Raw genomic sequence first — 12,637 nt, forward strand, 5'->3', positions numbered from 1 at the left:
TATATCAAGAACTGTTACAGTAACTTTTTTATCAATTCCTGAAAGCTACTAAGATTTTAAGAAAAATAAGCAACAACCAAGTACGAGAATAACAAGAATGGTCAGCGTATCCTTTCGAGTCCATTTCAATTGTCGGTATTGACTTCTACCTTTTCCACCCTGATAACCACGCGCTTCCATGGCGATAGCCAAGGAATCTGCACGTTTTAAACTTGTCGCAAAAAGAGGAATCAAAATGGGAATCATCGCCTTTACTTTTTGAACGATGCTTCCTTCACCAAAATCCACTCCACGTGCTTTCTGCGCATTCATAATCCGCGTCGTATCATCCATCAATGTTGGAACAAAACGTAGACTCATGGACAGCATCAATCCAATTTCATGAACTGGAACTTTCACACGCTTTAAAGGCGCTAACAAAGCTTCTACAGCTGAGGCCAAACTTAAGGGCATGGTTGTTAAGGTTAACAAAGTTGAAAAGAAAATAATCAATACGAAGCGACAAAAAATAATCCCAGCTTGTTGCAAAGCATAATCCGTGATTCTCACAAACGAAAACTCAAATAAAACATTCCCATTAGAAATGAAAAAAAGTTGAAAAATAGTTGTGAAGGCAATCAAGAAAAACATAGATTTCAAGCCCTGAATAAAAAATGAAAGAGATACTCCTGACAAGGCAATAAATATCCCTGTCACTATGAAAAGAATTAGATTCGTCAAAGGGTTATTAGCCCAAAACACAATCAAAATCAGTAGCATCATAGCAAGTAATTTGCTACGTGGATCCAATCGGTGAACAATCGAATCCCCTGGGATATAACGCCCCAAAATCATACTATCCATTTAGCGACTCCTTGAACTCCTCTATCTTAATCGGTAATCGTTTAAATGACACACCTCTATCAGCCAATCGTTTACAAAAGGCCGTAATTTTAGGTACTCCCAACTGCACTTCTTCCATAAAGACAACATCTTGAAAGACGTCACTCGGTTTACCATACTTAACTAAACGTCCCTTTTCCATTACATAGACTTGATTCGCATATTCAGCAACATCATCCATCAAATGCGTTACCAAGACAATGGTCATCCCTGACTGGTGGAGTTTTTTGAACAAGTTCATCAACTCTTTTCTTCCCAGAGGATCCAGACCTGCTGTGGGTTCATCTAAGACTAATATAGCTGGCTCCATTGCAAGTATACCTGCAATGGCAACACGTCTCATTTGTCCACCTGATAGCTCAAACGGGCTACGATCAAAAAGTGATTCATCAATTCCAACCAAAGCCAGTTTCTCACGTGCAATCTGCTCCGCATCTTCTTCAGAAACTCCAAAATTTTGCGGTCCAAAAGCAACGTCTTTCAAAACCGTTTCTTCAAAAATCTGATTTTCAGCAAACTGAAATACCAAGCCAACCTGTTTTCTAATTTGACGAATATCTTTATTTTTAGAAGTCGAGGTGATTAAGGTATCAAAAACCCTCACACTCCCTTGACTTGGCACCAATAAACCATTTAAGAGTTGTAAAATAGTTGATTTACCACTACCTGTGTGCCCAATTAAAGCCGTATAAGAACCATCTTCAATCGTCAAAGAAACATCCGACAAAGCTGTTGAAGCTAAGGGAGTCCCTTCTTGATATGTAAAATTCACATTTTCTAGAGCAATTCCCATAGCTTATCCTCTAGCTCACTTTCTGTCAAATAATTTTCAGGTAAATCATAGCCATTCTGGCTCAAAGATTTTTTTAATTGATTAGCAAAAGGATCGTCTAATCCAATTTGATCCAAATCATTTCGAGAGAAAAGATCTCTTGGACTATTAGTTGATTCAATTTCCCCTTTTTTCATGACCAACACACGATCACTCATGGCAACTTCTTCCAAATCATGTGTAATGGAAATGACCGTCATATCATAGTCTTTCCGAATTCCTTTTACTGTCTCAATCAGTTCTCTACGTCCCTCAGGATCCAACATACTTGTTGCTTCATCTAAGATTAAAATAGCTGGTCTTAGGGCTACAACACCTGCAATGGCCACACGTTGCTTTTGGCCACCTGATAGACGCGCCGGCTCTCTCTTTTTAAAGTCCAACATGCCAACCAAATCCAGAGCTTCCTCCACTCTCTTTTTCATTTCTTGACGAGAAAGGCCCTGATTTTCCAAACCAAAGGCAACATCATCTTCAACAGTCGCTCCAACAAATTGATTGTCTGGATTTTGAAAAACCATACCGATTTGACGACGTATTTTCCAAACATTTTCCTCAGTCAGCCGTTGGCCATCAATTACAATCTCTCCGGATTCTGCTTCCAGTAAGCCATCAATTAAGCGAACCGTCGTTGATTTACCACTACCATTATGCCCTACAATCGAAAGCCATTCTCCACGTTTCACGTGAAACGTAATATCTTTCACATCATAGTATTCCTGACTTTCCTTATAGCGAAAAGAAAGATTTTTTACATCAATTATTGATTTCATTTCGAACCAAATGTCCCTTTAAATACATAAGCACTACCCTTGAAATAATCATAGCCAGAGTAGATAGTGAAAAACAAGGCTACATAAAGTAGATCTTGACCAAGCAAAGTCCAATGTAATAGCAAGAAAATAATCGCAAACATCTGACTAAAAGTTTTAATTTTTCCAGGCATTGCCGCTGCTAAAACTGTTCCACCAGTTTCAACCAATAAAAGCCTTAAACCTGTCACAGCCAACTCACGACAGATAATTACTGCAACAATCCAAGCTGGAGCCATACCTAACTCAATCAGCATAATAAAAGCCGACATAACTAGTAACTTATCCGCCATAGGATCTGCAAATTTACCAAAATTACTGACCACATTCCATTTACGTGCTAAATATCCATCTAAATAGTCGGTAATACTGGCAACAGCAAAGATAATAGCTGCCACTATATGACTCTCTATCGAATTTCCTACTGTTAAAATAAAGATAAAAATAGGTATAAAGAGAATTCGACCTATTGTTAAGAGATTGGGAATTTGTTCTTTTTTCATTCGTTTTTCCTTAATTTTTAGTAAAGGTTACAGTGATTTGTCCAGTCTGCGCTGTTAACTTCGATAAATCAACAGTCTGATTATCTACTGTCAAAGTAACACCTTTTACAACACCTAACGTAATTGTTACAGGATTTTTTGTTGCAACTGTTGCTTCTGCACTTTTATTATCCGGTGATAAGGTTACACCGCCCTCAAGTTCGCTTTCTGAAACGCTGATCCAACTTGTAACATCTGAAACTGCCAATTGCAATTTAACTGTTTCCTTACTTGTCTTATAAGCGATTTCTACATGATTTCCTTCACCTGACACACTTATAGCTGATTCTACACTAGAAGAACTGCTAGATGAACTACTACTTGAAGAGTGGGGAACAGAGCTAGTTGAACTTATTGAACTTGTTGATTGAACCACACTGTAATTAGAAAGAGAAGCCCCCTCTGGTTGAGTTTGAATATAGTTCCAAACATAATAGGTCACAAAAATTAAAATCGATAAAGCAAAAAGGATAAAATAGAATAAAGGTAAAAATGATGTTTTTTTCTTCTTTTTCTTACTTGAACGTCTACGACCTGTCAACTCGTCTTCATCAACATCTACTTCCTCATAAGTAATCATACTCCCAGAATCATAAGCATCCAAAACAATTTGGTCATCTAACTCAACAGCCCATGCATATTTTCTCAAGAAAGAACGCGTGTAAAAAGGACTTGGAAGTTGATCGAAATCGTCTGCTTCCATTGCTTCCAACATATCTAACTGGATTTCTGTTTTTTTCTGCAATTCATCTAAACTCAATCCCTGATTGATTCTAGCTAATCGTAAAACCTCTCCAATTGTTTTTTTTCTCATACTTGTCATCCCTTCTTTCTAGTGTCTATTATGATAGGTTACTACGATGGGAATATTGTAAAATCAACTATATCCCCTTCATCTATTAAATGATGTCCAGCATCAAGGACATCCTCTAAAGTAATTTCCTGTAAAATCTTCGGCAAATCAAAGATTGTCTCACCTTGTCCAAAAGTATCATATTGCGTTGCAATAAATTCAAGAGAGTTCATGCTACTGAAAAATTCTCCAAACATCTCTCTTTTGATAGTATCCAAATGATCCTCTGTAATATCTAAATCCTTTGTAAAATTACGAATGGCCTTCCTAAACTGATGAGATAAAGCAACTGGCTCTTTTGTATCCATTGTCAACATGACAAAATGAAAGCGACTTGTTACTTCAACTTCCAGAGATAAGGACGCATCAATTTTACCTGATTCATATAATTTTTGAAAACGATCAGAAGTCCAACCAAACATCATTGCAAACAATAATTTTAATAAAATATGATGTCGATAGCAATCGGCCTCAGCAACTTCTCGCTTACCTCTAATCCCAATCGCTAATTTAGGAGAAGACACTTCCATTCTCATACTGTCTGTTTGCTTTACATCTTGTAAAACAAACTTTTCTCTTGCTACTTCCTGAACATCTAAATCTTTACGTTCTTTTCTTTCAAAGTAGTCCTGTACTTGATCCACATCAAAATTACCAACTAAAAACAGAGACATGTTTACAGGTTTGTAAAATCTTGTAAAATTTTCTTGCAAATTAGTTAGATTGATTTGGAAAATGGACTCCTCACTACCAACTATATCAGTTGCTAAAGGTGTTCCTGGATACAAATTCGCTAAAGTTGAAAAGAATAAACACGAATCTGGATCATCTTGATACATTTCTCGTTCTTGCTGGATAATATCCTGCTCTCTCAGAATGGAGTCTTCAGTAAAGTGTGCTGATGTTACCAATTCATCAAGTAAGTCTAAATTTTCTAAAAAATGATCCGTTGCTGAAAAAAGATAACTTGTTTTTGTAAAGCTTGTAAAGGCATTACTATCTGCACCTAGACTCGTAAAAGCCGACATCAAGTCGCTAGAATCTTCTCTTTCAAATAATTTATGTTCAAGAAAATGAGCAATTCCTGCAGGATATTGTTTTACAGCTCCGTCAACTCCTGTGACAAGCGCATCTGCTGAACCAAACTGAACAGTGACACTCCCGTAAACCTCTTTAAATTCCTTTTTAGGCAAAAGAGCAACTGTCAATCCGTTGGCCAAACGAGTCCGATAAACCATTTCTTTTACAGCTGGATAGTATTTTTCTTCAAAAATAACCTTTGTCATTCTATTCCTTCCATAAAGTAAATCGCCTGTAGTTTCACATTATTAGCTGCTCTACAAATATCATCTTTGGCAACTTGCTCGAGTTTTGCAATCCAACTTTTAAAGTCTGCCGAAAATTTTCCAAGTAAGGCATTTTGATAAGCACGTTCAATCAATGAAGATTGATTATCTTGAGAAAGTAACAAAGACCGACGAATCATTTCCTTGGTCTGCTCTAACTCAAGCTCTGTAAAATATCCTTTTTTTAAATCAATCAGTTGATTATTCATCATTTTACGAGCCTGGTTACGATTTTCTCGATTGATACCAGCATACATCCTCAAGAATCCACTAAACAAATCAAGCTGACTTGAAATAGTATAAGCCAATCCAGCATTTTCACGGACATTTGTAAATAGTTTAGAGTGAGCAAATCCACCAAGTAAACCATTCATTACAATCATGGGGAAATGTTGCTCATCACCATATTCAGCAGAGCAATGATATCCCAACTCTAAAATAGACTGTCCCACATTTTTCCTAACCATGCCTTCTTGCAAGATATTGGAATAAGGTTGGCAATATTGAATCTTCACATCCACTTCTCGACCTTTAAAGGCAAATGATTCTAATACATTTTGAATTTCAACCTCATTAAAATCACCTAGGAAAAAGAAATCGATTCGATCATTGGCCAAAAATTCTTGGAAACAAGAATAAGAACTTTGTGGAGTTTCAGCTAAAATACGATTTCGTAAATCACTATATTCCAATTGGAGACGTTCATCATGAAAAAATAATTTATCTAATTCTTTATGTGCGAAATAAAAAGAATCATCCATATCAGCTGCTAAACTTGCTAGCAATTGCTTTTTCTCAATTTCAAATAAGGCCGAATCAAACCCATTATCAACTACTACGGGTGAAAAAAGAGTTTCTTTTACAAGTTCCAAAACCTGAGAAGTTAGCATATTTTTCCTACTTAAAAACTCATCACGAACATAGGTAAATGTCAATTCTACAATGTGACTTTGCCCTCTTCTGAAACAATTGGTTGACATATCTGTACCGTATAGACTGGCTAAATGTCTTCTCAAATCTTGAGAAGTGGGGTACATCTGATTAGCAGTCTCTAGCATACTCGCACTCAACATGCGACCTGCAATCGTATCGAGGGATAATGGAGTGGTAAAACGCACGGCGATTTTGTTCGTTTTAAACTTCTTTGATTGGATAAAATGTGTTGAAATTCCATGCACTAACTCCATGATTTACCTCCTTATATACAGACTTCTATTATATCACGAAAACCTGAAATTTTCTTGTTCTCTGTAACACTTTTGAAATAAAAATCGCTTACATTTCTCCCTGTTTCTCTCACTATTTTTAGGAAAATATGGTATAATACCAAAGATTGAGGTGAATTATGGAATACAAATTATTTGAAGAATTTATTACCCTCCAAGCACTACTCAAAGAACTTGGAATCACACATAGCGGAGGAGCTATCAAATCCTTTCTCTCTGAACATTCTGTTTACTTTAATGGGGAATTAGAGAGTCGTCGCGGTAAAAAACTTCGTATTGGCGATAAAGTTGACATCCCTGACATGAATATTGACATCTTGTTGACACAACCTACTTCTGAAGAACTAGATGAATACCAAGCTGATAAAGTTGAAAAAGAACGAATCGCTAAACTTGTTAAGGAGATGAATAAAGGAGTAAAAAAAGACAACTCTAAACCTACTTCATCACCAAAAAGCAAACAAGCTCCGCGATTCCCTGGTAGATAATCATGTGGCTACAACACCTATCTCTCAAGACTTTTCGTAATTACAAAGAGACGAAAATAGACTTTAATCCTAAATTGAATGTCTTTTTGGGACGTAATGCACAAGGAAAAACAAATATGTTAGAGGCTATCTATTTTTTAGCCTTAACGCGTAGTCATCGAACTCGAACAGATAAAAATCTCATTCATTTTGATGAGGAACAACTTCATCTTTCAGGTCTTGTTCAGAAAAAAACGGGATCTATTCCCCTCGAAATCGAACTAACACAAAAAGGACGTGTGACAAAAGTTAATCATTTAAAACAGGCACGCCTTTCAGATTATGTAGGACACATGAATGTTGTCTTATTTGCTCCTGAAGATTTACAACTAATTAAAGGAGCACCTTCGGTTCGACGAAAATTCATTGATATGGAACTTGGACAAATCAAGCCAATCTATTTATCTGACTTAACCAATTATAACCACATCCTAAAGCAAAGAAACACTTACCTAAAATCAGCTCAAAAAATAGATGAAACCTTCCTTTCAGTACTAGATGATCAGCTAGTTGATTATGGATGTCGTGTGATGAATCACCGCTTAGATTTCATAAAAAAACTAGAATATTTTGGCCGTAAGAAACATTTTGAGCTTTCTAATCAGATTGAAGAGTTGTCAATATACTATCAATCTTCTGTCAAGCTAACTGACAAAGAAGACTTATCCGAATCTTTCAAAATTTCTTTAGAAAAAAGTAGATCCAGAGATTTATTAAAAAAGAATACTGGTGTCGGTCCTCATCGAGATGACATTTCTTTTTATATAAATGGGATGGATGCTAGTTTCGGAAGTCAAGGCCAACATCGTAGTCTCGTCCTTTCTATAAAATTAGCAGAAATCGAATTAATGGAAAGTATTACTACAGAATCTCCAATATTACTGCTTGACGATGTCATGAGTGAACTTGATAACACTAGACAATTAAAATTATTAGAAACGATTTCTCATTCAATCCAAACCTTTATCACAACAACAAGCTTAGATCATCTTCAAAATCTGCCAGAAAATCTAAGTATCTTCACTATTCAAGATGGTAAAGTTATTGTAAATGAAACTTGACAATATTGTAAAAGAACTCCTGTTTCCATGGGAGTTCTTTTCATTGTTTTTTACATAGAATAATTTGGTGCCTCATTAGTAATTTGTACATCATGAGGGTGGCTTTCTTTCAAACCAGCACCAGACATTTCAATAAATTGAGCATTATCGTGTAGTTCTTTAAGGTTAGCTGCACCACAGTAACCCATACCAGAGCGAATACCTCCAATCATTTGGAAGACAATATCAGCTGCTGCTCCTTTATAAGCAACACGACCTTCAATTCCTTCTGGAACAAGTTTATTTGCTTCATTGACAGAACCTTGGAAGTACCGATCGCTTGAGCCTTTTTTCATAGCAGCAATTGATCCCATACCACGGTAAGTCTTGAACTTACGTCCTTGGAAGATTTCAGTCTCTCCTGGAGCTTCATCAGTTCCAGCAAACATTGATCCAAGCATAACTGCATTTCCACCAGCAGCAAGAGCTTTTACAATATCTCCAGAATACTTGATTCCACCGTCAGCAATGATCGTTTTTCCATATTCACGCGCAACGGCTGCAGCATCGTAGATAGCTGTTACTTGCGGAACACCAACACCAGCAATCACACGAGTAGTACAGATAGAACCTGGTCCAATACCAACCTTGACAACGTCTACACCTGCTTCATAAAGGGCACGCGCTCCCTCAGCAGTAGCAATATTTCCAGCAATCAAAGTACGATCTGGGAAGTGAGCACGAATCTCAGCAATTTTACGCAAGACACCTGCAGAATGACCATGTGCAGTATCAATAACAATCGCATCCGCTCCTGCCTCAAAAAGAGCCTCTGCACGTTCAAATGTATCTGAAGTAACACCTACTGCACCTGCAACTAGAAGACGACCAAATTCATCTTTAGCAGCATTTGGAAACTCAATAACTTTTTCAATATCTTTGATAGTAATCAAACCAGAAAGACGACCAAACTCATCTACCAAAGGAAGCTTTTCAATACGGTGCTCTTGAAGAATACTCTCAGCTGTTGAAAGATCTGTACCTACAGGAGCAGTCACAAGATTTTCACTGGTCATATGATTTGAGATTGGTTGGTTATAGTCAGAAATAAAACGAAGATCTCGGTTTGTCAAAATACCAACCAATTTACGATTTTCAAGTGTTTCAACAACTGGAACACCACTGATGCGGTAACGACCCATAAGCTCATCTGCTTCAGCAATTGTATGTTCAGGCGTCAAGAAGAACGGATCAATAATAACTCCATTTTCAGAACGTTTTACCTTACGAACCTCGTCTGCTTGTTGAGCAATTGACATGTTTTTATGGATAACTCCGAGACCGCCTGCACGAGCAATAGCAATAGCCATTTGACTCTCTGTAACTGTGTCCATGGCAGCGGTAATAATTGGGATATTTAAAGTCAGATTATCTGCCAATTTAGTTGTTAAATCTGCATCGTTAGGCAACACATGACTTTCAGCTGGAATAAGCAATACATCATCAAAGGTAAAACCTTTTTTCAAAAATTTAGTGTCCCAATTAGACATTCGAAGTTTCCTCTTTTCTTTCTTTTTGAGCTTGACTCTTTTTATATTGTATCTATCATACCATTCTATAAAAATTTGTCAAATGTTACAGGGGTAAATAAAAAACTATCTTTTCTTTGAGATAGAAATGATAGTTTCTTATAAAATAAACTTAGTTAAAGTAATGAAGTCCCATTGCTCCTTTAACTTCAGATAGGGTTTGACCTGCAACTTCACGCGCTCTTTCACTACCTTTTTGAAGCATATTATAAACTTCTCCCATATCCTTAGCAAATTCGATACGGCGCTCACGAATAGGACCAAGTTCACGTTCTAATATTTCAAGTAGATAACGCTTGGTCTTCACATCACCAAGACCACCTCGTTGATAATGTTCTTTCATGTCAGCAATTTCTTGAGCATCTTCTGGACGACCAAAAACATCTAGATAATGGAAAACCATATTTCCTTCAATTTTACCTGGATCCTCAACGCGGATATGATCTGGATCTGTATACATACTCATTACTTTTTTACGCAAAGTATCCGCATCATCAGCTAAATAAATACCATTATTGAGTGATTTAGACATTTTAGCATTTCCATCTAAACCAGGTAAACGCCCTGCTCTCTCATTTTCTGGATAAATACCTTCCGGTTCTACCAAGACATCACAGTTATATGCATTGTTAAAAGAACGAACAATTTCACGAGTTTGCTCAATCATTGGTTTCTGATCTGTCCCAACAGGAACATAATCAGCTTTGAAAGCTGTGATGTCAGCTGCTTGAGCTATTGGATAGACCAAGAATCCTGTCGGAATGCTTTCTCCAAATCCTTTCTGAGCAATTTCTGTCTTGACAGTTGGATTACGCTCCAGACGTGCTAATGAAACCAGATTCATATAATACATAGACAACTCAGCCAACTCTGGAATCTGACTTTGAATAAAAATAGTTGACTTACTTGGATCCAATCCAACTGCAAGGTAATCCAAAGCCACATTTCCGATAGACTCTACAATGGTTTGAGGATCTTTGGCATGATCTGTCAATGCTTGTTGGTCAGCCAAGAACACAAACATATCATACTTATCCTCTTCCTGTAATAATACTCGATTTTTGAGACTTCCAACATAATGCCCAATATGCAATTTTCCTGTTGGACGGTCTCCTGTTAAAATAATGGGTTTAGTCATTTTATTCTCCTTCGATATGGTCCCTTCAATTATAGCATTTTTTTAATGAAATAACTGCAATTTATAAAAATAAATCAACCTTGCTATTTACGGATTTTTGTAAAGTATGCTGTAAATGTAATTTACACAAAATTGACAGATAAAAATTTGAATATTTCCGTATTTTCTAGTAGAATAAATATATTACACATATAGGAGAAAAACATTGCTTACAGTATCTGATGTTTCACTACGTTTTAGTGATCGCAAACTTTTTGATGATGTCAATATCAAATTTACAGAAGGAAATACTTACGGATTAATCGGTGCTAATGGTGCCGGAAAATCAACCTTTTTAAAAATTTTAGCTGGAGATATCGAACCTACTACTGGTCACATCTCTCTTGGTCCAGATGAGCGTCTCTCTGTTCTCCGTCAAAATCACTTTGACTATGAAGATGAACGTGCCATTGATGTCGTTATCATGGGAAATGAAAAACTTTATAGCATCATGAAAGAGAAAGATGCTATCTACATGAAGGAAGATTTCTCAGACGAGGACGGGGTTCGTGCTGCCGAACTCGAAGGAGAGTTTGCCGAACTTGGAGGTTGGGAAGCAGAGAGTGAAGCCTCTCAACTCCTTCAAAACCTAAACATTACAGAAGAATTGCACTACCAAAACATGAGCGAATTGACCAACGGTGAGAAAGTAAAAGTTCTCCTTGCCAAAGCACTTTTTGGTAAACCAGATGTTCTTCTTTTGGACGAGCCTACCAACGGTTTGGATATCCAATCGATTACTTGGTTAGAAGACTTCTTGATTGATTTTGATAACACAGTTATCGTAGTATCCCACGACCGTCACTTCTTAAACAAAGTATGTACTCACATGGCCGACCTTGACTTTGGAAAAATCAAACTCTATGTCGGAAACTACGACTTCTGGAAGGAATCTTCTGAGCTTGCTGCTAAATTGCTAGCAGACCGTAATGCAAAAGCAGAGGAAAAAATTAAGCAATTGCAAGAATTCGTTGCTCGTTTCTCTGCTAATGCTTCTAAATCAAGACAAGCAACATCACGTAAGAAAATGCTTGATAAGATTGAGCTAGAAGAGATTGTGCCATCTAGTCGTAAATATCCATTTATCAACTTTAAAGCAGAACGTGAAATTGGTAATGATCTCTTGACAGTAGAAAATCTAACTGTAAAGATTGACGGTGAGACTATTTTAGATAATATCAGCTTTATCTTGCGTCCAGGTGATAAGACAGCGCTTATTGGACAAAATGACATCCAAACGACTGCATTAATTCGTGCAATCATGGGAGACATTGACTATGAAGGAACTGTCAAATGGGGAGTTACTACTAGCCGTTCTTACTTGCCAAAAGATAACTCGGCAGATTTTGCAGGAGGAGAGTCAATCCTTGACTGGTTGCGTCAATTCGCAAGTAAAGAAGAAGATGACAATACTTTCCTACGTGGCTTCCTCGGCCGTATGCTCTTCTCTGGAGATGAGGTTAACAAACCTGTCAACGTCTTGTCAGGGGGAGAAAAAGTTCGTGTCATGCTTTCAAAACTCATGCTCTTGAAATCAAATGTCCTTGTACTTGATGATCCAACCAATCACTTGGACTTGGAATCTATCTCAAGCTTGAATGATGGATTGAAAAACTTTAAAGAATCAATCATCTTTGCCAGCCATGACCACGAGTTTATTCAAACTTTGGCTAACCATATCATTGTCTTGTCTAAAAATGGCGTCATCGACCGTATCGATGAAACCTACGATGAATTCCTAGAAAATGCAGAAGTACAAGCAAAAGTTAAAGAACTTTGGAAAGACTAAATAAAACTTCAAAACTCAGTTG

Annotated in this window: 12 protein-coding genes; 3 read left to right on the forward strand and 9 right to left on the reverse strand. The window is 37.0% G+C overall.

Features of this window, described 5'->3' with window-relative positions; genetic code table 11:
• Window positions 1-48: 48 nt before the first annotated feature.
• From HT728_RS05915 to HT728_RS05945, 7 genes are read right to left on the reverse strand one after another with little or no spacing between them, the layout of a single operon-like run.
• The gene (locus HT728_RS05915) at window positions 49-843 is read right to left on the reverse strand and encodes an energy-coupling factor transporter transmembrane protein EcfT (protein ID WP_173234336.1); all 795 of its coding nucleotides are present in this window, start codon (window positions 841-843) and stop codon (window positions 49-51) included.
• Window positions 836-1,675 (reverse strand): energy-coupling factor transporter ATPase, encoded by an 840-nt coding sequence (locus tag HT728_RS05920; RefSeq protein ID WP_173234337.1) that lies wholly within the window; start codon window positions 1,673-1,675, stop codon window positions 836-838. Before HT728_RS05920 ends, HT728_RS05915 begins: the two co-directional genes overlap by 8 nt.
• Window positions 1,660-2,487 (reverse strand): energy-coupling factor ABC transporter ATP-binding protein, encoded by an 828-nt coding sequence (locus HT728_RS05925; protein WP_173234338.1) that lies wholly within the window; start codon window positions 2,485-2,487, stop codon window positions 1,660-1,662. The genes HT728_RS05920 and HT728_RS05925 overlap by 16 nt, the downstream gene beginning before the upstream one ends.
• Complete coding sequence (gene pgsA / locus HT728_RS05930; protein WP_173234339.1) at window positions 2,484-3,029, reverse strand: CDP-diacylglycerol--glycerol-3-phosphate 3-phosphatidyltransferase; 546 nt, start codon at window positions 3,027-3,029, stop codon at window positions 2,484-2,486. Before pgsA ends, HT728_RS05925 begins: the two co-directional genes overlap by 4 nt.
• A gap of 10 nt (window positions 3,030-3,039) precedes the next feature.
• Window positions 3,040-3,882 (reverse strand): cytoskeleton protein RodZ, encoded by an 843-nt coding sequence (rodZ, locus tag HT728_RS05935; protein ID WP_173218759.1) that lies wholly within the window; start codon window positions 3,880-3,882, stop codon window positions 3,040-3,042.
• 41 nt (window positions 3,883-3,923) lie between these two features.
• A complete protein-coding gene (locus HT728_RS05940) occupies window positions 3,924-5,207 on the reverse strand; it encodes a pitrilysin family protein (RefSeq protein WP_164226124.1) in 1,284 nt (427 codons plus the stop codon).
• Window positions 5,204-6,454, reverse strand: a complete 1,251-nt coding sequence (locus tag HT728_RS05945; RefSeq protein WP_112445431.1) for a pitrilysin family protein — start codon at window positions 6,452-6,454, stop codon at window positions 5,204-5,206. Before HT728_RS05945 ends, HT728_RS05940 begins: the two co-directional genes overlap by 4 nt.
• A 158-nt stretch (window positions 6,455-6,612) precedes the next feature.
• Here HT728_RS05945 and yaaA point away from each other — a divergent pair, with 158 nt between their 5' ends.
• Both yaaA and recF read left to right on the forward strand, forming a co-directional pair.
• The gene (yaaA, locus tag HT728_RS05950; protein ID WP_061438545.1) at window positions 6,613-6,981 is read left to right on the forward strand and encodes a S4 domain-containing protein YaaA; all 369 of its coding nucleotides are present in this window, start codon (window positions 6,613-6,615) and stop codon (window positions 6,979-6,981) included.
• Between the two features lie 2 nt (window positions 6,982-6,983).
• On the forward strand, window positions 6,984-8,081 hold the full coding sequence (gene recF / locus HT728_RS05955) for a DNA replication/repair protein RecF (RefSeq protein WP_173234341.1): 1,098 nt from the start codon (window positions 6,984-6,986) through the stop codon (window positions 8,079-8,081).
• Window positions 8,082-8,131: 50 nt separating this feature from the next.
• Here the strand turns inward: recF and guaB are convergent, their stop codons facing one another.
• Together guaB and trpS are read right to left on the reverse strand one after the other, a co-directional pair.
• On the reverse strand, window positions 8,132-9,610 hold the full coding sequence (gene guaB / locus HT728_RS05960) for an IMP dehydrogenase (protein ID WP_173234343.1): 1,479 nt from the start codon (window positions 9,608-9,610) through the stop codon (window positions 8,132-8,134).
• A gap of 151 nt (window positions 9,611-9,761) precedes the next feature.
• Window positions 9,762-10,787 (reverse strand): tryptophan--tRNA ligase, encoded by a 1,026-nt coding sequence (trpS, locus tag HT728_RS05965; protein ID WP_000165450.1) that lies wholly within the window; start codon window positions 10,785-10,787, stop codon window positions 9,762-9,764.
• A gap of 205 nt (window positions 10,788-10,992) precedes the next feature.
• Between trpS and HT728_RS05970 the strand changes: the two genes are divergently transcribed.
• Window positions 10,993-12,615, forward strand: coding sequence for an ATP-binding cassette domain-containing protein (locus tag HT728_RS05970; protein WP_173234345.1), 1,623 nt, complete (start codon window positions 10,993-10,995; stop codon window positions 12,613-12,615).
• Window positions 12,616-12,637: the final 22 nt, after the last annotated feature.

The sequence above is a fragment of the Streptococcus sp. 544 genome (genome assembly GCF_013277385.1).
GTDB lineage: Bacteria > Bacillota > Bacilli > Lactobacillales > Streptococcaceae > Streptococcus > Streptococcus mitis_BA.